Origin of the sequence: Nocardia sp. NPDC060259, from assembly GCF_042728775.1 — a bacterium.
Taxonomy (GTDB): domain Bacteria; phylum Actinomycetota; class Actinomycetes; order Mycobacteriales; family Mycobacteriaceae; genus Nocardia.
The window spans coordinates 42,157-64,653 of the sequence record NZ_JBHXAY010000015.1 but is presented as its reverse complement, the minus strand read 5'-3'; the positions used below and the strand labels follow the sequence as shown (position 1 = coordinate 64,653).

General features: G+C 70.0%; 20 protein-coding genes. 10 read left to right on the top strand and 10 right to left on the bottom strand.

The window, feature by feature from the left end; genetic code table 11:
* Positions 1 to 82: 82 nt before the first annotated feature.
* A complete protein-coding gene (locus ACFWF2_RS09250) occupies positions 83 to 1,276 on the bottom strand; it encodes a helix-turn-helix transcriptional regulator (RefSeq protein WP_379306235.1) in 1,194 nt (397 codons plus the stop codon).
* A gap of 37 nt (positions 1,277 to 1,313) precedes the next feature.
* Between ACFWF2_RS09250 and ACFWF2_RS09245 the strand changes: the two genes are divergently transcribed.
* From ACFWF2_RS09245 to ACFWF2_RS09220, 6 genes are all read left to right on the top strand, one after another.
* On the top strand, positions 1,314 to 1,907 hold the full coding sequence (locus tag ACFWF2_RS09245; protein ID WP_379306233.1) for a biotin transporter BioY: 594 nt from the start codon (positions 1,314 to 1,316) through the stop codon (positions 1,905 to 1,907).
* An 18-nt stretch (positions 1,908 to 1,925) separates the two neighbouring features.
* Positions 1,926 to 2,606 (top strand): energy-coupling factor ABC transporter ATP-binding protein, encoded by a 681-nt coding sequence (locus ACFWF2_RS09240; protein WP_379306231.1) that lies wholly within the window; start codon positions 1,926 to 1,928, stop codon positions 2,604 to 2,606.
* On the top strand, positions 2,603 to 3,205 hold the full coding sequence (locus tag ACFWF2_RS09235) for an energy-coupling factor transporter transmembrane component T family protein (RefSeq protein ID WP_379306229.1): 603 nt from the start codon (positions 2,603 to 2,605) through the stop codon (positions 3,203 to 3,205). The genes ACFWF2_RS09240 and ACFWF2_RS09235 overlap by 4 nt, the downstream gene beginning before the upstream one ends.
* Positions 3,206 to 3,251: 46 nt before the next feature.
* The gene (locus ACFWF2_RS09230) at positions 3,252 to 3,842 is read left to right on the top strand and encodes a TetR family transcriptional regulator C-terminal domain-containing protein (protein WP_379306227.1); all 591 of its coding nucleotides are present in this window, start codon (positions 3,252 to 3,254) and stop codon (positions 3,840 to 3,842) included.
* A 103-nt stretch (positions 3,843 to 3,945) separates the two neighbouring features.
* Complete coding sequence (locus tag ACFWF2_RS09225) at positions 3,946 to 4,686, top strand: SDR family NAD(P)-dependent oxidoreductase (RefSeq protein ID WP_379306225.1); 741 nt, start codon at positions 3,946 to 3,948, stop codon at positions 4,684 to 4,686.
* A 14-nt stretch (positions 4,687 to 4,700) separates the two neighbouring features.
* Positions 4,701 to 4,913, top strand: a complete 213-nt coding sequence (locus ACFWF2_RS09220) for a 4-oxalocrotonate tautomerase family protein (protein WP_379306223.1) — start codon at positions 4,701 to 4,703, stop codon at positions 4,911 to 4,913.
* A gap of 51 nt (positions 4,914 to 4,964) precedes the next feature.
* Here ACFWF2_RS09220 and ACFWF2_RS09215 read toward each other — a convergent pair whose 3' ends face one another.
* The 5 genes from ACFWF2_RS09215 to ACFWF2_RS09195 form a co-directional block, all read right to left on the bottom strand.
* A complete protein-coding gene (locus tag ACFWF2_RS09215; protein ID WP_379306222.1) occupies positions 4,965 to 5,525 on the bottom strand; it encodes a hypothetical protein in 561 nt (186 codons plus the stop codon).
* Positions 5,526 to 5,687: 162 nt separating this feature from the next.
* Entirely contained in the window at positions 5,688 to 6,890 is a 1,203-nt protein-coding gene (speD, locus tag ACFWF2_RS09210; protein ID WP_379306220.1) for an adenosylmethionine decarboxylase, read from the bottom strand.
* Positions 6,891 to 6,898: 8 nt separating this feature from the next.
* On the bottom strand, positions 6,899 to 8,014 hold the full coding sequence (locus tag ACFWF2_RS09205) for a type III PLP-dependent enzyme (protein WP_379306218.1): 1,116 nt from the start codon (positions 8,012 to 8,014) through the stop codon (positions 6,899 to 6,901).
* A 104-nt stretch (positions 8,015 to 8,118) separates the two neighbouring features.
* The gene (locus ACFWF2_RS09200; RefSeq protein ID WP_379306216.1) at positions 8,119 to 10,617 is read right to left on the bottom strand and encodes a DEAD/DEAH box helicase; all 2,499 of its coding nucleotides are present in this window, start codon (positions 10,615 to 10,617) and stop codon (positions 8,119 to 8,121) included.
* A 53-nt stretch (positions 10,618 to 10,670) separates the two neighbouring features.
* A complete protein-coding gene (locus ACFWF2_RS09195; RefSeq protein ID WP_189024034.1) occupies positions 10,671 to 11,615 on the bottom strand; it encodes a proteasome assembly chaperone family protein in 945 nt (314 codons plus the stop codon).
* 195 nt (positions 11,616 to 11,810) lie between these two features.
* On the opposite strand from ACFWF2_RS09195, the gene ACFWF2_RS09190 reads away from it, so the two are divergent.
* Positions 11,811 to 12,542 (top strand): sensor domain-containing protein, encoded by a 732-nt coding sequence (locus ACFWF2_RS09190; RefSeq protein WP_379306214.1) that lies wholly within the window; start codon positions 11,811 to 11,813, stop codon positions 12,540 to 12,542.
* 147 nt (positions 12,543 to 12,689) lie between these two features.
* The gene (locus ACFWF2_RS09185; protein WP_379306212.1) at positions 12,690 to 13,856 is read left to right on the top strand and encodes a DUF4192 domain-containing protein; all 1,167 of its coding nucleotides are present in this window, start codon (positions 12,690 to 12,692) and stop codon (positions 13,854 to 13,856) included.
* A gap of 22 nt (positions 13,857 to 13,878) precedes the next feature.
* Here the strand turns inward: ACFWF2_RS09185 and galE are convergent, their stop codons facing one another.
* Together galE and ACFWF2_RS09175 are read right to left on the bottom strand one after the other, a co-directional pair.
* Positions 13,879 to 14,859 (bottom strand): UDP-glucose 4-epimerase GalE, encoded by a 981-nt coding sequence (gene galE, locus ACFWF2_RS09180; RefSeq protein WP_379306210.1) that lies wholly within the window; start codon positions 14,857 to 14,859, stop codon positions 13,879 to 13,881.
* Between the two features lie 3 nt (positions 14,860 to 14,862).
* The gene (locus ACFWF2_RS09175) at positions 14,863 to 15,549 is read right to left on the bottom strand and encodes an iron dependent repressor, metal binding and dimerization domain protein (protein ID WP_379086096.1); all 687 of its coding nucleotides are present in this window, start codon (positions 15,547 to 15,549) and stop codon (positions 14,863 to 14,865) included.
* A 129-nt stretch (positions 15,550 to 15,678) separates the two neighbouring features.
* Here ACFWF2_RS09175 and ACFWF2_RS09170 point away from each other — a divergent pair, with 129 nt between their 5' ends.
* Positions 15,679 to 16,920, top strand: coding sequence for an acetoin utilization protein AcuC (locus ACFWF2_RS09170; RefSeq protein WP_379306208.1), 1,242 nt, complete (start codon positions 15,679 to 15,681; stop codon positions 16,918 to 16,920).
* A complete protein-coding gene (locus ACFWF2_RS09165) occupies positions 16,913 to 19,660 on the top strand; it encodes a GNAT family N-acetyltransferase (protein ID WP_379306206.1) in 2,748 nt (915 codons plus the stop codon). Before ACFWF2_RS09170 ends, ACFWF2_RS09165 begins: the two co-directional genes overlap by 8 nt.
* 99 nt (positions 19,661 to 19,759) lie before the next feature.
* Here ACFWF2_RS09165 and ACFWF2_RS09160 read toward each other — a convergent pair whose 3' ends face one another.
* Positions 19,760 to 20,728 (bottom strand): sigma-70 family RNA polymerase sigma factor, encoded by a 969-nt coding sequence (locus ACFWF2_RS09160; RefSeq protein ID WP_189024020.1) that lies wholly within the window; start codon positions 20,726 to 20,728, stop codon positions 19,760 to 19,762.
* Between the two features lie 170 nt (positions 20,729 to 20,898).
* A complete protein-coding gene (locus tag ACFWF2_RS09155) occupies positions 20,899 to 22,419 on the bottom strand; it encodes a methyltransferase (RefSeq protein ID WP_379306204.1) in 1,521 nt (506 codons plus the stop codon).
* Between the last annotated feature and the right edge of the window lie 78 nt (positions 22,420 to 22,497).

Sequence of the window (22,497 nt, the reverse complement as noted above, 5' to 3'; positions counted from 1 at the left end):
GTGTCCCCGTGGCACTCTGCTAGAGATGTGAATGCGCGCGGCGGGATCGGCGTGGAATTCCCTCCGATTCGAGCCGCCGAAATTATTGCGCCGACATCGCGGTGGTCAACAACAACCGGACCAATTCGGCCTGCCGGTGTGTTTTCGTCTTGGCGAAAATATGCTGCAGATGCGTGCGCGCGGTGAATACCGAGACCGAGAGCTGATCGGCGACGGCTTGCAACCCGTCGCCACGCAGAACCGCCATGGCGACCAGCGTTTCCGCCTCGGTCAAGCCGTAGAGGTCGTGCAGCGCTTCCGGTTCCGGTTCGGGGTCGCGGTCCGGATCGGCGATCAGCAGCAACACGGCCCGATGCCAGGGACCGTCCCCGTTTCCGGAAACTCCGTCCAGCGGCGAGATCCGCACGATCAGCGGCCGATTGCCGGAGGGGCGCGCGACCGCGACATTCCCGCCACCGTTCGCCGACTCCGCGGCCTGTTCGATCAGCTCGCGCAGTCGCGCCTGGGTGCCCGGCGACCTGGCTCGCAGCCGGCCGAAGGCATCCACACTCAGCCCGTCGGTCTGCCGGATGATGCGCCCGGCCAAGGAGTTGGCGAACACCAGTGCCGCGTCGGCGGTGACGATCATGATGCCGTAGTGCGCCTGCTCCAGTGTCGCGAGCGCCAAGGCCCGCTCCCGGGACAACTCGACCAGCCTGGACTGGGTGCGCAGCGCCCCGCGCAGATGCGGCACGAGCGCACGCAGCAGGGCCAGTCCGGCCGAGTGTCCGTTGATCGCGCCGTGGTCGGGCATGGTCAGGCAGATCCACGAGGGCGGTAGATCGTCGCTGAGCCGGGCGAGGAAACTGTTGGCCAGGCCGTTCGCGCTCGTATGGTCGAACAGCTCGTCGCTGGTGGTGGCCGATCCCGCGGGGAGGCGCCGCATGTGTTCGGCGACCCGGTCGAGCGAGGAGGACAGGTCCGGCGAGCTGCCGTTGCCCGAGGTCTTGATCGCGAACCGTGCGCCTGCCGGTTCGGCGATGACCAAAAAGCCGTGTGCCGCCCCGAAGGTGTCGGTGATCTCGCGGACCACTCCGTCCCATCGGTCAGGGTCGTTGCCTGCGCTGTAGATCGCGGCGATCAAGTTCGAAAAACGTTGTAGCGCAATCGACATGATGGCCCTTCCTCGGCCACAGTGGGTCGGCGCGATGCCGTTGTGCGGCGAACGTCGTCCGAGAAGCTCCCAACCTCGGGATCTTAGTCGATCTTCGGGCGTGGCGAGACGATCGTGCTCCACCTGCTACCTTGAACGTCGTTCAATTCCGTTGTGAAGGATGTTTGCCGTGCCCGATGTCGAGAAGTCCCCGAAGCCGGCGCTCGGTTTCGCCGCCAGGGACATGGCGCAGATCGCGGTGTTCGCGGCGCTGATCGCCGCCCTTGGCCTGCCGGGCGCGATCACCGTCGGGTTCAGCGGCGTGCCGATCACGCTGCAAACGCTCGGGGTAATCCTCACCGGCGCGATCCTCGGCGCGCGCAAGGGCACGGCCGCGGTCGCGGTCTTCATCGCGCTGACCCTGATCGGCCTGCCGCTGCTCTCCGGTGGCCGCACCGGCCTGACGGCCCTTGCCTCGCCGACCGCGGGCTATCTGATCGGCTGGATCCCCGCGACGCTGGTGATCGGCGCGCTGACCGCCGCGATCCTGCCGAAGTATCCGATCGTGCTCGGCCTGCTGATCAACGCGTTCGGCGGGCTCGTTGTCATCTACCTGTTCGGGACCGCCGGGCTGCTGATCCGCACCGATCTCGGGCTGTGGGCCGCCGTGTCGGCCAACTTCGCGTTCGTGCCGGGCGACCTGGCCAAGGTTGTCGTCGCCACGGTCGTGGCTAACGGTGTGCACCGCGCGTACCCCGGGCTGATCCGTGGCTGAGCGCACGCGGCGGCTGTCGTGAGCGAGATCGTCCTCGACTCGGTCGGCCACCGTTTCGGTGATCGGACCGTGCTGCGCGACATCGATCTTCGGATCACCGAACGGCGGGTCGGCCTCATCGGCGCCAACGGATCCGGGAAGTCGACGCTGGCGCGGATGCTCAACGGGCTGCTGAAACCGGCGTCGGGCACCGTCACCGTCGACGGGCTCGACGCCGCCCGCAAGGGCGCGCAGGTCCGGCGCAAGGTCGGCTTCGTGTTCACCGATCCCGACACCCAGATCGTGATGCCGACCGTCGCCGAGGATCTGGCGTTCTCGCTGCGGCGCAGCGGCCTTGGCCGGGCCGAGATCGCGGCCAGGGTGGCACGGATGCTCGACCGCTTCGGGCTCGGCGCGCACGCCGACCATCCGGCGCACCTGCTCTCGGGCGGGCAGAAACAACTCCTCGCGATCGGCTCCGCGCTGATCCGCGAGCCCGAGGTGATCGTCGCCGACGAGCCGACCACGCTGCTGGACCTGCGCAATGCCCGCCGGGTGTCGGAGGCGCTGAACTCCCTCGACCAGCAGGTGATCGTGGTGACCCACCAGCTCGCGCTGCTGGACGGGTTCGATCGAGTCGTGGTGCTGGACAACGGGTCTGTTGCCTTCGACGGCACACCGGCCGACGCGGTCGGCGCCTATCGGCGACTCGTCGAATGATCGGTCTCTACAGCCCGGGCGACTCGCTGCTGCATCGGCTGTCCGCGGGCGTGAAGCTGGCACTGCTGGTGCTCGCGATCGTCGCGATGACGGTGTTCGTGCGCGGCCCGCTCGGCGTCGCCTGCGCCCTGGTCGCCGTGACCTGCCTGTTCGCGCTCGCGCGGATCTCCTGGCGGGTGGCGCTGGCCCAGGTGCGGCCGGTGCTGTGGATGACGCTGATCATCGGGGTGTTCCAGCTGCTCACCACCTCGCCCGCGCGGGCGATCGTCGTCTGCGGCGTACTGCTCGTCTCGGTAGCGCTGGCGGCGCTGGTGACGGTGACGACCCGGGTCACCGACATGCTCGACGCGCTGACCAGCGCGCTCGGACCGCTGCGCCGCGTCGGGGTGAATCCCGAACGGGTGAGTCTGCTGCTGGCCCTGGCCATCCGGTGCGTTCCGCTGCTGGCGCAGATCGTGCACGACGTCGCCGAGGCGCGGCGGGCGCGCGGCGTCTCCTGGTCGGCGACCGCCCTGGTCACGCCCGTGCTGGTGCGGGCGCTGCGCACGGCCGACGCGATGGGCGAGGCACTGGCCGCCCGCGGCGTGGACGACGACTGACCACCGTGCTTGCCATTAGTAGACGACCGGTCGTATAGTTCCGGGCATGGCACGACCACGGCGCAGCGACGACACGCGAGCCCTCCTCATCGAGGAGGGCGCGGCAGGCCTGCTGTCCAACGGCTACCACGGCACCGGTATCAAGCAGGTGCTCGACAAGGTCGGTGTGCCGAAAGGGTCGTTCTACAACTACTTCGACAGCAAGGAGAGCTTCGCGCACGCGGTGATCGAGCATCACTCGCTGTGCGTGCAGCGCAACCTGGCCGCGGCGTTCGACGGCGCCCCCGACGCACTCACCGGTCTGCGCCGGTTCTTCGGCGCGCTGATCGACGATTTCGTGGCCGCCGACTACACCGGTGGCTGCCTGATCGCCAATCTCGGCGGCGAGCTGGAGGGCAGTGAGCTGCTGCGGACGGCGCTGTCGGCCGCGTGGGCGTACTGGCGGGACGGCGTGGCCGGTGCGTTGCGCACCGCGCAGGCCGAGGGCGCGGTGCGCACCGACATCGATGCCGTCGATCTCGCCGATATCCTGCTCGAATCCTGGGAGGGTGCGGTGATCCGGATGAAGATCGACCGCACCGTCGAGCCGCTCGAGAAGTGCCTGCGCCGCTTCCTCGACGACTACTTCCGGCCGTGATCGCGCCGCCATCCTGACCTGACCGCCGACCTGGTCGGCCCGAATCTCTTCGGTCGCCCGTTCAGAGACGACCGGTCGTATATCAACCCGAAAGGACCAGTCCATGTCGACACCCAAGACGGTCATCGTGACCGGCGCATCCAGCGGAATCGGACGCGACGTCGCCCGCGCCTTCGTCGCCCGCGGTGACGCGGTCGTCCTCGGCGGACGCGACGCGGACAAGCTCGCCGCCGTCGCCGCCGAACTGGCCGCCCCGGACCGGGTGGCCACGGTGGCCGGCGATATCGGTGCGCCCGCAACGGGATCGGCGTACGTGCGGGCGGCGCTGGACCGGTTCGGCCACGTCGACGCGCTGGTCAACAGCGCGGGCGTGTTCGGCGCGACCCCGTTCGTCGACGTCACCGAGGCCGAGCTCGACCGCTATCTCGGCGGCAACCTCAAGGGCACCTACTTCACCACCCAGGCCGTGGTCCGGCAGCTGCTCGCGCAGGGCGAGGGTGGCAGCGTCGTCAACATCGGCACCGTGCTCATCGATCACGCGATGACCGGGCTGCCCGCCTCGGCCGCGCTGATCAGCAAGGGTGGTGTGCACGCGCTGACCACCAGCCTGGCCGCCGAACTGGCGCCGGCGCGGATCCGGGTGAACGCGGTCGCCCCCGGCATCATCCGCACACCCCTGTTCGGTGACGGCGACGAGCGCGCCGCCGCGGGCGCGGCCCTGCTCGGCCGGATCGGCGAGGTCGCCGACACCACCGCGGCCGTGCTGTACCTGACCGACGTCGAGTTCGTCACCGGCCACATCCTCCCCGTCGACGGCGGGTTCATTGCAGGTAGAGCGGCGTAGAAAGGAAAACAGCCATGCCGTATGTGAATATCAAGGTCACCGATGAAGGGGTCACCCCGGAGCAGAAGGGGCAGCTGATCAAGGGCGTCACCGATCTGTTGTTCGACGTGCTCGGCAAGGCGCCCGACAGCACCTATGTCGTGATCGACGAAGTGCCGCTGACAAACTGGGGTGTCGGCGGGGTCGATGTGGCCGAGTATCGCGCGCAACGCGCGGCGCGCGGCTGACACTTGTTCGTCGAGCCGGGTGTGGTCCTTCCGCGCCCGGCTCGGCGCTGTTCAGGCGGGTCCGTCGAACGGCACCGAGGCATCGAGTGCGAACCAGCCCATCGGGATTCGCTTGCTCCCGGTGCGGAAGTAGCTCGGGCCCAGCCACAGATCCGGCTCGATCTCGCGCAGCTCGTCGTAGATCCGCCGGGCCGGGCGCCGCGACCCCACCCGCGGATCGTCGTAGTCGAACAGCACGGCAGGCCGCCCGTCGATCACGGAATCACCCACCGTCGCCACGAAATTCAGCGCCCGCATTCCGCCGAGCAGCCGAAAGACATTGTGGCCGACCGCCACACCGCCGTCCACGTGACGAAACGACTTCGCCACCCAGAAGTACGACGGCCGTGCCATCACCGGAGCGAGCACCCGCTCGCCGGACCCGGGGAACGATCGCATCGTCACGTCGCCGTCCAACCGCGCGAAGTCGGCCACCGTCACGTCGGGAGCGGCGGCGAACAGCCGACCGAACGCGGTCAGGCTCGCCTCGGACAGCGCGTCGAGGCGGGGTCGCTGCCAGGACGGCGTGCGGACCGGCATCAAACCGTCGGCGGACAACGGTGTCGGTGTCATGAGCGGACTCGATTCTCTTCGAAGCGGCGCACCTCGCATAGTGCCAACTTTCGGCGCACCGCGGCACCGGAATCGAGAGCCCGGTGAACATCGGCCGCCGCGACGACGAAGGCGGTGACCCGGAGAATCCGGATCACCGCCTTCGGTGTCTGTCGCTCGAGCTCAGCCGCGCAGGGCGTACGGCTCGATCGCGCCGCGCTCGAGGGCGCGGGCGTCGATGGTCTCGGCGCGGTAGGGGAGCAGGGCCAGGCGATCGGCCATGCCGCGCACCGGGTCATCGATCTTCTCGTTCAGGCCGAACAGGAAGGTCCACTCGTGCTCGTCGCTGCCGTAGGGGACCACGGTGGCGAACTGCTCGTGGAACCGGCCCCACGAACGCTTGAGGGTTTCGTTGCGCCACATGGTCGCGCACCCGGCCTGGGCCGACAGCACGCCGCCGGGCGCCAGCAGTGCCTTACATCGGGACAGGAACTCCGACTCGTAGAGGCGGTTGTGCTGGGCGTCCTCGACGCGCTCGTCCGGCAGGTCGATGACGATCACGTCGTAGCGGGTGCCCGCCTCCTGCGCCTTGGCCAGGAAGTCCCAGCCGTCGGCGTAGTGCACGTGCACCGGGCCATCGCCCTGCACCGCGGCGGTCAGCTCGTCGGTGGTGTAGCCGTAGGGCAGGTGCTGTGCGCACAGCTCCACCTCGAGCTGGTCGATGTCGACGTGGTCGACATGGGTCGCCCCGGCCGCCACCGACATCTGCGAGGCGACACCCTCGCCGGAACCGATGATCAGCACCCGATCGAGCTTCTCCGCGAGCACGAACGCCGGGACCATCATGGCCTCGTGGTAGGTGACCTGGGAGAACTCGGTGGACTGACGATCGTCGTCGGAGAACAGGGAGATGCCCTGATCGGTGCGCGCGATCACCATGTGCTGGAACGGGGTGTTCGTGTCCACGATCACCTCGTGCAGATCCCAGATCCGGGTCAGGCCGTCGCCCACCGGTTCGTAGATCTTCTCGGCGCCGTGGCCGCGCTGGACGACCTGCATCCGAACGTTCGCGGGAGACAACTTGTCTCGCAGAAGTTCCACAGCCTTCGTCGCGCCCGCACCGATGCTGCCGCAGGTGAAGACGTCGACGAAGATGTCGCCGGACTCCGGATAAGTGTGAATCGAGGCGTGGGACTCCGACAACAGGGCGAGGACGGTCACCCCCTGCGGATCGAACTTTTTGTGAACGACATCGCAGATGGTGACGCCCGCCGCGATCAGAGACTCACGCAACGCCGATTCGAGTCGTTCGAGATCGTCACACAGGTCTGTGTCGACACCACCGAACTCGGCCAGCACGTGCCAGCCGGTGAATTCCGCCGTCATGGGCAAACTCACTCTCGCTCAGCGCCCGAGACATGAACGGTCAAGGGCGGAAAACCATTGAAGGACACCGACGAATAACTCGCGGTATAGGCGCCGGTGTCGAGGATCTGGATCTGATCACCGGCTCGCAACGTGGTCGGCAGAAGGACCTTCGTGCGTTGATACAGTACATCGTCGCCGTCGCAGGTCGGACCCGCGACCACCGCCTCGCCCACCGGATCGCCGTCGCGATCGGTGACGAAACGGTAGGCGATGTACTCGTTCTCCGTCTCGGCCATACCGTTGTATCGGCCGACGTCGAGATACACCCAGCGCCGGCCATCCGGCGCGAAACGCACGCCGACGACCTCGGCGTGAATGGTGCCCGCGTTACCCACCAGCGCGCGGCCGGGTTCGACAACCAGGCCGGTGGATTCGGGCAGGAACTCCGCGGCCGCGCCGGTCATGGCGGCGGCGATCGCGTCGAGTTCGGGAGCCGCGTCGGCGTAGGAGATCGGCAGACCGCCGCCCACATTGACCGCGGTGACGTGAATGTCCTTGTCCGCCAACGCCGTGACGACCTCACCGGCTTGCCGGATACCGATCCGCCAGGCGGCGGGGTCCAGCTGCTGGGAGCCGACGTGGAAGTACGGGCCGCCCACCACCAGGCCCAGATCGCGGGCGCGCACCAGCAGTCGCAGCGCCTCGGCAGGCGCGCAGCCGAACTTGGTGCCGAAGGGGGTGCGCGACTCCGGCGCCGAGGACAGGAACCGGCACTCGACCTCGGAACCGGGGGCGTGCTCGGCGATGCGCAGCAGGTCGTCTTCGGTGTCGAAGGCGTAGCGGCGCACACCGAGGGCGAAGGCGCGCGCGATGTGGGCGCTCTTCTTGATGGGGTTGCCGTAGCAGAGCGTGCCCGGGTCGATGCCAAGCCGGATGGCCTGGTCGATCTCGCCGATGCTGGCGACGTCGAACTCCGCGCCCTCGGCGTCGAGCAGCGTCAGCAACTCGTCGACCGGTGCCGCCTTCACCGCGTACCTGATCCGGGTGCCCCGGGTGCGCCGCGCCGACACGGCGGCTGCGAGAGCTCGGTAATTGGCACGTACCCGTTCGGGGTAGATGACAAGGTACGGGGATTCGGGCATAGTTGAACTTTCGGTCGGCGGCCGGGAGAGACTATCAGCGGCGCCTACCCAACAACGAATCCGTCAAACATTCGTCATTTTCCGTGATAGCGAACAGGTATGGCTCAGCCCGCCGCTACCGTGACCTCGTCGAACACCACTTCACCCGCGGCGTCGGACTCCTCCAGATCGACGATGGCCGCCAGCGCCCAGCCGTGGTCGCCCGCGGGGTCGTCGAGCACCTGGCGCACATGCCAGAAGCCGGGTCGCTGCTCTACCTGGAACAGCTGCGGGCCGCGTGCGTCGGGGCCGGTTCCGATCGAGGCGTACTCCTCGAAGTAGGGCGTGAAGTCCTGCGCCCAGTCGGGGCCGGGGCTGAGCTCCTCCAGGTCGTACCAGCGTTGCCGGGCGGCCAGCTCGACCCGGCGGAACATGGCGTTGCGCACCATCACCCGGAAAGCGCGTTCGTTGGCCGAGATCGGGCGCACCGACTCCGCGCCGAACGCGATCTGCTCGGCGTCGTTCTCCGCGCCGGGGTTGGTGAGCTGCTCCCATTCGTCGAGCAGGCTCGAATCCACCTGGCGGATCAGTTCGCCGAGCCATTCGGTGAGGTCGTCGAGTTCCTCGGTCCGCGCCGCGTCGGGCACTGTGCGGCGCAGCGCCCGGTAGGCGTCGGCGAGGTAGCGCAGCACCACACCCTCCGAGCGGGCCAGTTCGTAGAACGAGATCAGTTCGGCGAAGGTCATCGCGCGCTCGATCATGTCGCGCACCACCGATTTCGGTGACGGCGCGAATTCCGAGACCCACGGATGCCCGGCCCGGTAGGTCTCGAACGCGGGGTCGATCAGCTCGGCCAGCGGCTTGGGCCAGGTGACCTCTTCCAGGAGCTCCATCCGCTCCTCGTATTCGATGCCGTCGGCCTTCATCTCGGCCACCGCGGCGCCACGGGCCTTGTGCTGCTGAGCCATCAGCAGCTGGCGCGGGTCCTCCAGGGTCGCCTCGATCAGGGAGACGACGTCCAGTGTGTAGGTGGGGTTCTCGCGATCGAGTAGCTCGAAGGCGGCCAGCGCGAACGGCGACAGCGGCTGGTCGAGGGCGAAATCACGTTGCAGGTCGACGGTGAGCCGGGCCATCCGGCCCTTGGCGTCGGGTTCGGAGAGCTGTTGCACCACACCGGCATCGCGCAGGGCGCGGTAGAGCCGGATCGCGCGCAGGATGTGCTTGCGCTGGGCGGCGCGCGGCTCGTGGTTGTCCTCGAGCAGGTGCCGCATCGCGGCGAAGACATTTCCGGGGCGGGCGATCACGTTGAGCAGCATGGCGTTGGTCACCGTGAAGCGCGACACCATCGGCTCGGGCTGGGCGGAGACCAGACGGTCGAAGGTCTCCTCGCTCCAGGACACGAAACCCTCGGGCGGTTTGCGGCGCTGCACCTTTCGCTGCTTCTTCGGGTCGTCGCCCGCCTTGGCGATCAGGCGCGCGTTCTCCACCTCGTGCTCGGGGGCCTGCACGACCACGGTGCCCATGGTGTCGAAGCCTGCGCGGCCTGCGCGGCCGGCGATCTGGTGGAACTCACGCGCCTTGAGCCTGCGGGTGCGCACACCGTCGAACTTGGTGAGCCCGGTCAGCAGCACCGTGCGGATCGGCACGTTGATGCCGACGCCGAGGGTGTCTGTGCCGCACACCACCTTGAGCAGCCCGTCCTGGGCGAGCTTCTCCACGAGCCTGCGGTATTTGGGCAGCATGCCCGCGTGGTGCACGCCGATGCCGTGCCGGATCAGCCGCGAGAGGGTCTTGCCGAAGCCCGCCGCGAAGCGGAACTCGCCGAGGGCGGCGGCGATCGCGTCCTTCTCGGCGCGGGTGGCGAAATTCACGCTGGTCAGTGCCTGCGCGCGCTCCAGCGCGGCGGCCTGGGTGAAGTGCACAACGTAGACCGGCGCCTGGTTGGTGGTCACCAGCTCTTCGATGGTCTCGGTGATGGGGGTGCGCACGTACGAGAACATCAGCGGGACAGGGCGTTCGGTGCCCGCGACCACCGCGGTCGACCGGCCGGTGCGGCGCTCGAGATCGGTCGCGAAGAAGTCGACCTCGCCCAGCGTCGCCGACATCAGCAGGAACTGCGCGCGCGGCAGCTCGATGATCGGCACCTGCCAGGCCCAGCCGCGATCGGGGTCGGCGTAGAAGTGGAACTCGTCCATCACGACCTGGCCGACCTCGGCGGCCGCGCCCTCGCGCAGCGCCAGATTCGCCAGGATCTCCGCGGTCGCGCAGATGATCGGGGCGTCGGCGTTGACCGCGGCGTCGCCGGTGACCATGCCGACGTTCTCGGCGCCGAACACCTCGCACAGGGCGAAGAACTTCTCGCTCACCAGCGCCTTGATCGGCGCGGTGTAGTAGCTGCGCTGCCCGTTGGCCATCGCGAACAGGTGCGCGCCGACCGCGACGAGGGACTTCCCGGAGCCGGTCGGGGTGGCCAGGATGACATTGGACCCCGAGGCCAGCTCCATCAGCGCCTCGTCCTGCGCCGGATACAGGGGGGTGCCCTGCTCGGCGGCCCACGCCGCGAACGACTCGTAGAGCGCGTCGGCGTCGGTCCCGGGAATTTCGAGCAGGTCGGTCAGATCCACTCCGACCACCCTAGTGGGCGCAGCGGGCGTCGCCCTCGTCAGACCTGTGCGGTTCAGGCCTTGTCGTCGCCGGAGGTGTCGTCGTAACCGCCCTGTTCGGCCAGGAAGCGCTCGAACTCCGCGCCGAGCTCCTCACCGCTGGGCAGTTCGCCGTCGCCTGCCAGCAGGCTGGACTGGCGTTCCTGGGCGGTGACGAAGCTGTCGTACTGGCGTTCCAGCGCCGTCACGACCGTCTCGACCTCCTCGTTGCCCGCGATGTGCTCGGCGACCTGCTCGCGCACGCGCGCCGCGGCCTCGCCCAGCGCCGCCAGCGGCAGTTCCAGGCCCGCGTTGTCGGCGACGTTCTCCAGCAGGGTCTGCGCGGCCTCGGGGTAGTCGGTCTGGGCCAGGTAGTGCGGCACGTGCACGGAGAAACCGAGCGACTCGTGCCCGTGCTGGGCCATCCGGAACTCGAGCAGCGAGGACGCGCTGCCCGGCACCTGCAGCTCTCCGGGCCAGCGCTGGTGCTCGCCGATCAGCGAGCGATCCGAGGAGTGCGCGGTCACGCCCAGCGGACGGGTGTGCGGGATCGCCATCGGGATCGCGGACAGGCCGATCGTGCGCCGCACCCCGAGCTGTTCGGCCAGCAGCCGCACCGCGGTGGTGAACTTCTCCCAGCGCAGGTCCGGTTCCAGGCCCGCCAGCAGCAGGAACGGGGTACCCGCGGTGTCGCGCAGGGCCCACAGATTCAGCTCGGGCTCGGCGTAGTCGGAGAAATGATCGGTCTTGAACGTCATCAGCGGACGGCGCGAGCGGTAGTCGAGCAGCTCGTCCACGTCGAAGGAGGCGACGAGCTCGGATTCGAGACTCTCGCGCAGATGGGTGGTCGCCAGGCGCACGGCATGACCGGCGTCGGTGAAACCCTCGAGGCCGTGCACCAGCACGGGGCCCGCACCGTCGTCCGACGACAGCTGCGGTGCCGGGAACTCCAGCTCGTACATGTGCGACTGATCATCCATCGCGTACTCCTTCCTGCGCGGTCCACCAACGCTCGCGGCGGGGGAGGCGTTCTCCATTGTCCCCCATGCGAGCAGACGCATCGCACACGGCCGGAGGACGGCTCGTCCTGCTGCACAACAGCCGCCGGCGCCTCGGCATTCCCGGGCGGCGTGGCGGCGGCCCCCGGATCGGCCCGGTGGGGCACAGTGGGTGGGGTGAACGTGGCGGAAACGACACCGACCGGTACGGGCCCGCGCTCCCGGACGCGGTGCCGGGTGCTCGCCTGCGCGGCGGCGGTCTCGGTCGTGGCGCTGGCCGGGTGCGGGCAGAGCGTCAGCGGGACGCCGGTCGCCGAGAGCGCGTCGGCGGTGCGGCACGTCGACGGACCGCTGCCCGAACTGCTGCCCGCGCCGCAGCAGTTCCCGGCCCGGTATCCCGCGGTGGTGCTGCCACCGCAGGCGGCGGCCGCTGCCGCCGGTGATCTCGACGGGGTGGGGGCGGGCGCCACCGTCAGCCCGGTCACCTGCACTCCGCCGGAGCCCGAGGCGGGCGCCGAACCGGCAGCCGTCATGGTCGGTTCCGACGACGCGAGCCGCGCGACGCTGACCGTCGAGCTGTCCAGGACCGCCGAACAGCTCGCGCGGCTTCGGGACCGGCTCGGTGGGTGCGAGCAGATCCGCGTCGGCAGGGCCGGTGCGGAGTCGACCGTCACGACCGTGCTCGACGAGACCGTCCAGGGCGGCGCCGACGACGCGGTGTCGTTGCGGCGCACCGTGATTCCCGATGTCGGCGGGACCGGCCTGACACAGACGATGCAGACCTCGATCGGGCAGATCGGCGACGTGCGGATCACGGTGACGTCGATGGTCTTCGGCACCGGCCGCCCCGACGGCGTGGCCGTCGAGGAGATGTTCGCGACCGCCGTCCGCGGCGTGCGCGGCAGCTGAGGGCTTCTACCACGCGGCGGTGACAGATTCGGTTCGGCGGCAGCGCTCGGACCGGGATCGTTCCACAGCCGCGGCATTGCCAACAGGGCAGGAGAAAGCCCAGGTCGCGGGTCGGGCGCCGGAGTAGGCGGCGGGCACGGTGGAGCCATGACACCGTCGACGAACTCCACCCGCCGCGCCAAGCGCACCGGGCCCTTCCCCCGAGCGCTCACCTGCGCCGAATCGACCCCCGCCTACCCCGCCGACCTGCCACAGCCGCCGCTGCGGGTGCACGACCCCGGCGAGCTGATCGCCGCGCTGCCCGCGATGCTCGGCTTCGTTCCCGAACGCTCGCTCGTCGTCGCCGTCCTGCACGGGCCGGGACGTGGCGGCACCGCCGCGATCGAAGCGGTCGTGCGGTTCGATCTGGACGGGGTCTGCGATCCGCGGCGCATCGACCAGTTCACCGCGTGCGTGGGGTCGATCTGTGTGCGCGAACAGGCGACCGGGGTGCTGGCGATCTTCGTCGACGACCGTACGGAATCCGGCGTGCCAGGGGCGCTGCGCGATGTGGCACTGCTCGATGCGCTCGGCGCGGCGGGAATCGCCGTACGCGGGGCGTGGTCGGTGCCGTCGATCGTGGCGGGCGCGCGGTTTCGCAGCCTGTTCGACCGGGCCGCCGGAGGTGTCGTCGGTGACCCGGCGGCCTCGCTGGTCGCGCTGTCGCACGTGCTCGACGGCAGGCAGATCCGCCGCTCACGCAGTGAACTGACGGCTCTGGTCGTGCCGGACCGGCAGCTGTGCGCGCAGGTTTCGACCCGGCTCGGCCCCGAGGTGGCGCGATATCGCGGCGAGTTGTCGGCCGCGATGCGCGCCGGGAACGGCGTGGCGTTCCAGCGCCGCCGCCTGGAATGGGTGCTGTGGCAGATCGCCGACACCGCCTCCGGTGCGCCGCGGGCCGACCGCGAACTCGCGCGACTTGCCGCCACGCTGCGCGACCGGCCGATCCGCGACGCGATGTACGGCCTGGCGCTGGGCGATCACGCCGAGGCGGCCGAGCAGCTGTGGGCCCAGCTCGCCAGGGCGACACCCGGCACCGACCGCGCCGAAGCCGCGGCGCTGCTGGGATTCAGCGCCTACGTGCGCGGCGACGGGCCGTTCGCCGGCGTCGCCCTCACCGCCGCGGTGGAAGCCGATGCCGGCCATCCGATGGCGGTGCTGCTGGAGACCTCGCTGCAGAGCGGTCTGCGCCCGGAACGGCTGCGCAAACTCGCCCACTGCGGTCGGCAGATCGCCGCGGACCTCGGGGTCGACATCGGCCCGATCGACCTGTGACGCCGTCGATTTCGCCGCCGGATCAGCGGGCGCTGTGTGCCTTGTCGCCGAGCGAACGCAGGAAATCCCAGGCGTCGGTGACGATCTCGTCGAGATCGTTGTGCTCGGGCTGCCAGCCCAGCTCGGCGATCGCGCGGTCGCTCGAGGCGATGAGCACCGCCGGATCGCCTGCCCGGCGCGGCGCGTCGATCGCCTCGATCGGCAGGCCGGTCACCCGCTCGCACGCCGAGATCACCTCGCGCACCGAGAAACCCGTTCCCGAACCGAGATTGAGGATCCGGTGGCTGCCCGGCTGCGCCGAGGACAGCGCGAGCAGATGCGCCTGCGCCAGATCACGGATGTGGATGTAGTCACGCACACACGTACCGTCCGGCGTCGGCCAGTCGGTGCCGTACACGGAGATGGCCTTGCGGTGGCCCAGCGCCACCTGCAACACGAGGGGGATCAGATGTGTTTCCACGACCCGGTTCTCGCCGAGACCGCCGTAGGCGCCGGCCACGTTGAAGTAGCGCAGGCTCGTCGCGGCCAGGCCGTGCGCCACCGCGTAGGAGGTGATGGCGTGATCGATGGCCAGCTTGCTCGCGCCGTAGGGATTGGTGGGGCGAGTGGGCGAATCCTCGGTGATCGGCACCTGCTCGGGCTCGCCGTACACCGCGGCGGTGGAGGAGAACACCAGTCGCGGCGTCGCGGTCTCGCGGATCGCCTCGAGCAGCGTGAGGGTCTTCACCACATTGCCGTGCCAGTACTTCTCCGGCCGCTCCACCGACTCGCCGACCAGCGACTGCGCCGCGAAATGCAGGACACCGTCGAAGGATTCGGCACGCAGCAGCTCCGGCGCCGCGACCGCGATGTCACCGTCGACGAACCGGGCGCCCGCGGGCACACCGTCGGCGTTACCGGTCGAGAGGTCGTCGACGACGACCACCTCGTGGCCTTGCTCGAGCAGGACGGCGGCGCACACGCCACCCACATAGCCGGCGCCGCCGGTGACCAGAAGTTTCACGAATCAGACCAGCCTCACCTGGACGGCGTGCGCCATCTCTTCGGACAGTTCGAAACCGGTGTGACCCGGCACCGTGATCAGCACCGCACCCGGCTTGGTCTCCACGGTGACACGCGCGTCGGGCACCACACCCGCCTCGCGCAGCCTGCCGATGACCTCCGGGTCGGTCTGGATGTGCTCGGCCAGCCTGCGCACCACCACGGCGTGCAGCGTGCCGTGGGGCAGATCGGACAGGCGAACGAGCGTCTCCTCGGCAGCGGGGGAATCGCCGAGGCCGAGCTCGTCCAGGCCGGGGATGGGATTGCCGTAGGGCGAGGTGGTCGGGTGGTTGAGCACCTCGATCAGGCGCCGCTCCACCTCCTCGCTCATCACGTGCTCCCAGCGGCACGCCTCGGCGTGCACGTTCTCCCAGTCGAGGCCGATGATGTCGACCAGCAACCGCTCGGCGAGCCGGTGCTTGCGCATCACCGCGACCGCCATGGCGCGGCCCTTGTCGGTCAGCTCGAGATGGCGGTCGCCCGCGACGAGCAGCAGGCCGTCGCGTTCCATCCGCGCGACCGTCTGGCTGACCGTCGGACCACTCTGCTCGAGCCGCTCGGCGATGCGCGCCCGCAGCGGCACCACGCCCTCTTCCTCGAGGTCGTAGATGGTACGGAGATACATCTCCGTGGTGTCGACCAGATCCTTCACCTGTTACCCCTTCGTCGGCACGAATTCTACCCACGCGCGAACGCCCGTCCGCCCGCCGGACCGGCGGCCCTATTTCTACTGCATGTCAACGCCACACGGGGTCTGCTGCTTCCGGCTAGCGTGGCGAGCATGGTCACGCCGTCGCACAGCGCAGAGTCCGGGACCGTCGTGTGGACCGAGCGATTCCTCGGCTATACCTGGAGTCCCGAGCATCCGATGAAACCGGCGCGATTGCAGTTCACCATGTCGCTGGCCGAAAGTCTGGGCGTCCTCGACGGTGTCGAGCCGCTGGCGCCCGGCGCGGCGACCCGGACAGACCTCCTGCGGGTGCACAGCAACTCCTATATCGACGTGGTGCGCCGGGCCGGTGACGGGCCGCCGACGCCCGAGGACACCGTCTACGGCCTGGGAACCGCCGACAATCCGCTCTTCCCGCACATGCACGAGGCGGCCTCGGTCATCGTGGGCGGCACTCTCGCCGCGGCCAGGGAGATCGCGGCGGGACGGACCCGGCGGGCGGTGAGCATCGCCGGTGGAATGCACCACGCCATGCCGGATTCGGCGTCGGGCTTCTGCATCTACAACGATGCCGCGATCGCGATCTCGTGGCTGCTCGATCACGGGTACGACCGCATCGCCTACCTCGATGTCGACGTCCACCACGGTGACGGCGTGCAACGCGCGTTCTACGCCGATCCACGGGTACTCACGATCTCGCTGCACCAGCACCCGGCGACGCTGTGGCCCAATACCGGCTGGCCGACGGAGACCGGACTCGGCGCGGCCGAGGGCACCTCGATCAACCTGCCGCTCCTGCCCGGCACCCGGGATGCCCAGTGGCTGCGCGGGTTCCACGCGGTGGTGCCCGGCGCGGTCGCGGCGTTCCGGCCGCAGATCATCGTCAGCCAATGCGGGGTGGACACCCATCGGGAAGACCCGCTGGCCGATCTCGAACTCACCGTGGACGGCCAGCGCGCGGCCTTCCTGGCCATGCGCGATCTGGCCGACCGCCATGCCGAAGGGCGGTGGCTGGCCATCGGCGGCGGTGGCTACGGCGTGGTGCGGGTGGTGCCACGTGCCTGGACCCATCTGCTGGCCGCGGCCCTGGACCGGCCGCTGCCACCGGAGACACCGATCCCGGACGACTGGATCGACCAGGTGCGCGCCGCGTCCCCGCGCGTGCAGCCGCCGACGAGCATGGGCGACGGGGGCGATACCGCCTACCGGCCGTGGGACGGTCCCGGCGGCACCCCCGAGATCGGCGACGCCGGGCAGATCCGTGCCCAGCGGGCGGTCGACACCGCCATCACAGCCACCCGGCGGGCGAGTTTCGGCCTGCTCGGCCTCGACCCGGAGGATCCCCGTGACTGAACCCTTGCTACCCGACACCCCCGATACGCCGGCGAATCCGCCTGCGCCACCACAACAGTGGTACGGCGATGTGCTCGCGGCCGACGGCGGTGTGGTCCGGGTGCGCCCGATCGTGCCCGCCGACGCCGGGTCGCTGGCCGCGTTCCACACCGGGCTGTCGGATCGCACGCGCTATCTGCGCTATTTCGGTCCTTACCCGCAGATCTCGCCGAAGGACATGTACCGCACCACCCACGTGGACTATCACGACCGCGTTGGCCTGGTCGCGCTGCTCGGCGACGCGATCATCGGCGTCGCCCGCTACGAGCTGCTCGACCGGCCCGGCCCGCGCGCGGCCGAGGTGGCCTTCGTCGTCGCCGACGAGCACCAGGGCCGCGGCCTGGGATCGGTGCTGCTCGAACACCTCGCCGGCGCGGCGGCCGAGAACGAGGTAGTCGCGTTCGTCGCGGAGGTGCTCGCCGAGAACGAGGCGATGATCACGGTGTTCCGTGATGCCGGCTACCAGTTGCAGCGCAGTCGCGACGGCGCCGAGGTGCACCTGGAATTCGCCATCGACCCCACCGAAGCGCTGCGCACGGTCCGGGACGCGCGCGAGGCCGCCTCGGAGGCGCGCAGTGTCGGCAATCTGCTCGCGCCCGGTTCGGTGGCGGTGATCGGCGCGTCGCCGGAGCGGAGCAGGGTCGGCGGCGCGGTGCTGGCGAACCTGCTCGCCGGCGGTTTCAGCGGGCCGATCTTCCCGGTGAACCCGAACCGGCGGTCGGTGCGGGGCGTGCGCGCCTACGCCACCGTCCGCGAGATTCCCGACGAGGTCGATCTGGCGGTGGTGGCGGTGCCGCCCGCCGCGATCGGGTCGGTCCTCGACGACTGCATGGCCAAGGGTGTGAAGGGCCTGGTGGTACTGACCGCGGGCTTCGGTGAGACCGGTGCGGCCGGTCTGGCCGCCGAAGACGACCTGGTCGCCGCGGCCCGCGGCCACGGGATGCGGGTCGTCGGCCCCAGCGCCCTCGGCATCGCCAACACCGACCCCGCGGTCGGCCTCAACGCCACCCTCGCGCCGGTGCTGCCCGAGCGAGGGCGGATCGGCTTCTTCTGCCAGTCAGGGCCGCTCGGCGCGGCGATTCTCGGCGAGGCCGCGGCCCGCAATCTCGGCCTGTCGACCTTCGTCTCGGCGGGCAACCGCGCCGATGTCTCCGGCAACGATCTGCTGCAGTTCTGGGACACCGCCGCCGACACCGAGGTGATCCTGCTGTACCTGGAGAGCTTCGGTAACCCGCGCAAGTTCTCCCGGCTGGCCCGGCGGGTGGCGCGGGCCAAGCCGATCGTCGCGGTGAGCAGCGGCAGGCTCGCCGCCGGCGCCGACATGGACCGCACGGTGGTGCGTGACCTGTTCACCCAGGCCGGGATCATCCAGGTGGACTCCATCTCCGAACTGTTCGACTGCGCCGCGCTGCTGGCCTGTCAGCCACTGCCACGGGGCCCTCGGGTCGCCGTGGTCGGCAACAGCGCCGCGCTGAACTGGCTGGCCATCGATGCCGCCAACAGCGAGGGCCTCGGCGTGCATCGGCCGGTGACCGCCGTCGACCGTGGGCCGGGCGCGCGGCCGACCGAGCGCAGCCTCGGCAACGCGCCGGTCGACGGGCCGGTGGATCTGGGGCCGGAGGCGACTCCGGCCGACTACCGGGAGGCGGTCCTGGCCGCGCTGCGCAGCGACCAGGTCGACGCCGTGATCGTCGTCGTCGTCCCGCCGGTGCCGACGTCCATGGGCGGCTTCGCCGACGCGCTGCGCGCGGCAGCGGCGGCCGCACCGGACAGGGCCAAGCCGGTGCTGACGACCTTCGTCGCCGAGTCGGGCATTCCGCGGCTCCTCGCGGTCCGCACCACCGGCGGCGCGCCCGCGCGCGGCTCGATCCCGTCCTACCCCGATCCGGAACGTGCCGCCAGGGCGCTGGCCAGGGTCGAGCGGTACGCGCGCTGGCGCGACCGGCCCGTCTCACCGGTGGTCCGGCCACCCGGTATCGACACCGCGGCCGCGGCGGCGCTGGTGGCGGGCTGGCTGGCCGAATCGGGCGGGCGCTGGCTCACCGACGAGGAAGCGGCGCGGCTGCTCGAGTGCTACGGCATCGACGTGGTCGAGTTCCGGGCCGTGCGTGACGCCGAGCAGGCCGTCGCGGCGGCCGAGGAACTCGGGTACCCGGTCGCGGCGAAGGCGACGGGCGAGCTGTGGCGGCGCAGGCCCGATCTGCTCGGGGTGCGCCTTGACCTGTGGGGGCCCGATGCCGTTCGCCAGGCCTACACCGACCTGGTGGCGATCTGCGGCGATCCGCTGCTGCATGTGCAGAAGATGGCGACCAAGGGCGTCGGCTGCGTCCTGCGGGTCACCGACGATCCCTCGTTCGGGTCGGTGATCCAGTTCGGCCTCTCGGGCATGATCATCGACCTGCTCGGCGACCGCGCCTACCGGGCACTCCCACTGACCGCCGAGGAATCCGCCGCGCTGATCGACGCGCCGCGCGCCGCGCCGCTGCTGTCCGGTGGTCCGGCGGGGCCCGCGGTCGACAAGGCGGCACTGGCCGAACTGGCGCAACGCATCTCGGCCCTGTTCGACGACATCCCGCAGATGCGTGAGCTGTCGTGTGACCCGGTCCTCGCCGCGCCGGCGTCGGCGGAGATCATCTACGCCCGCGCCAGGATCGGCCCGGAACCGAGCCGCTTCGACACCGGTCCGCGGCGTTTGGCCTGAACGAACAACGCCGACCGGCTCGCGGCCACGGAGGGGAGTGGTCGCGGACACCGGTCGGCGTTTCGGCAGACGACCCCTAGGGGGCCGCCGAGCAGGGGATCAGCTGGCGTAGGCGCGCAGACGGTCGGCGCGCTCACCTTTGCGCAGCTTGGACATGACCTCACGTTCGATCTGGCGGACCCGCTCGCGGGACAGGCCGAACAGCTTGCCGATCTGATCGAGGGTGCGCGGCTGGCCGTCGTCGAGGCCGAAGCGCAGGCGGATGACCTGCTGTTCGCGCTCGTCGAGGGTGGCCAGGACGCTGCGCACGTCGTGGTGCAGCAGGCCCGCGATGACCGCGCTCTCGGCGGAGGTGGCCTCGGAGTCCTCGATGAAGTCGCCGAGCGGGGCCTCCTCGTCGTTGCCGACAGGCATGTCCAGGCTTACCGGGTCGCGGCTGTGGTCGAGCAGGTCGGCGATCTTCTCCACCGGGATGCCCGACTCGTTGGCGAGTTCGGCGTCGGTGGCCTCGCGACCGAGCTGCTGATGCAGTTCACGCTTGATCCTGGCGAGCTTGTTGACCTGTTCGACCAGGTGCACAGGCAGGCGGATGGTGCGGCTCTGATCGGCCATACCGCGGGTGATGGCCTGGCGGATCCACCAGGTGGCGTAGGTGGAGAACTTGAAGCCCTTGGCGTAATCGAACTTCTCCATCGCGCGGATGAGTCCGAGGTTGCCTTCCTGGATCAGGTCGAGCAACGGCATGCCGCGGCCGGTGTAGCGCTTGGCCAGCGAAACGACAAGGCGCAGGTTGGCCTCGAGCAGATGCGAGCGGGCGGACTGCCCCTCACGGACCAGAATCGCCAGATCACGCTTGCGGGTCGCCGATAACCGCTTACCGGTCTCGAGCAGGTGCTGGGCATACAGGCCCGCCTCGATACGCTTGGCCAGTTCGACCTCGTCGGCCGCCGTGAGCAGTGCCGTGCGGCCGATTCCGTTCAGGTACACGCGTACCAGGTCGGCTGCGGGGCTCTGGGCGTCGATATCGGACTCGCTGGGGCGCACACGAGTAGTGGCGGGGCTTGTCATGACTTGCCTCCTGTCGGTGGTGTCTCACTCCGATCAACGGACCCGACTTAGAGAAAGTTCCCGATCCTGTCGGTGATAAACCGCTCTGAGCTGCGGGTTCCTACCCTTACGGCTGAGAAGTTCCTGAGAAGAGCTCCGGGTGCGGAACTCGGCCCCCACCGCCGTACGGCTCAGATGGGCCGCACCAGTCCATGACGTACCAATCCGGCCACGACGCCGAGCGCCTGGGCGGCGAATTCAGGGGTCACCTGTTCGGCGCCGTCGGCCAGAGCGAGCAGTTCGAGCAGTTCGTACAACGGCAGACCGTCGGGTCGCATTCCCGCGACCAGAGCCACCGTCGACTCGTCGACCTCGTGCTGCCAGCGGGGGCCGTCGCCGCGATGCAGCCGGGCCACCTCCTCGGTCCAGCCGTGTTCACCGGGCAGATACACCCGTTCCAGCGCGGTCGCCGGGCTCGGCGCGAAACGGGATGTCCACGCGAGATTTTCGTCGGCGGCGACGGCGCGCAGCCACGCCGACCGGGCGAAATAGGCCGCCGCCTCGTTGCCGAGCGGATCATCGAAACCGTGCACGAGGTCCTCGGCCATCAGTTCGGTCGGGCCGTCGATGGCGTGCAGGTAGACGAACCCGAAGCCGATACCTTCCACGTCGGCGGCGTCGAACGCCGCCAGCCACTGCTCGGCGCGCGCCTGCGCGGCCGGGTCGCGGGGGTCCAGACCCGCGTCGCGCAGCCAGGTGCCGACGTAGAGCGCCGGGTCGGCGACATCGCGCTGGACGACCCAGGCGTCGATGCCGTGCGCGGGCAGCCACGACGACACCCGCTGCCGCCAGTCCTGGCCCTCGACATGCACCCAGGCGGCCAGCATGGCCGCGAGGCCGCCGGGTGCGAGCAGCTCGGGCGCCTGCCCGATGACCAGCTCGCTGGCGCCGTCGAGCGCGAGCCCGGAATCGCGATAGGTGTGCTCGATGCGCGCCGGGCCTACGACGAACGGGGGATTGGCCACGATCTGATCGAAACGGCGTCCTGCCACCGGCTCGAACCAGGACCCTTCGAGCAGTTCGATGTCGAGTTCGTTCAGCGCGGCCGTGGCCTGCGCCAGCCACAGCGCCCGCGCGTTGACATCGGTGGCGGTGACCCGGCCCGCGTACCCCGCTGCGTGCACGGCCTGCACACCGCAGCCGGTCCCCAGATCCAGCACCGTGCCCACCGGGACGGTCGGCGTCGCGCGCAGCAGCGACAGCGACGCGTGCCCGACGCCGAGCACGTGGTCCTCGGTCAGGGTGCGCCTGCGCATCGAATCGTCGAGGTCGGACAGGATCCAGCGGGTGCCCGAACCGGTGTCGAGCGGCCGCAGATCCAGTGCTGCCCTGAGCTCGTCGCCGTCGCGGGCCAGCAGACCCGCCGCGACGGCGTCGTCGATCCGCACCGGTGCCAGCGCCGCGGCCACCTCGCTCTCCGGCAGCGCGTCGCCGAGCAGCAGCAGCCGGATCAGCGTGCCCAGCTCACCGGCTGCCCGCGCCGCCCGGCGCACCGGCACCGGCTCCGACCGGCCCAGTGCCGCATGCACATCGGGGCCGAGCGCCTCGACCAGCGTGTCGGCGTCGTAGCCGACCCGGATCAGCGCCGTGCGCAGGGCGGGGCACAGTGCGGTGAGCAGGGAACCGGAGGTGGCGGTGGGGTTCGTAGGCACCCGATTACTCTGCCAGGGCCGCGCACCGGGCGAACGACCCGCTCGGAGCCGCGTGTCGCGGCGTGGTGTGCGTGCCGG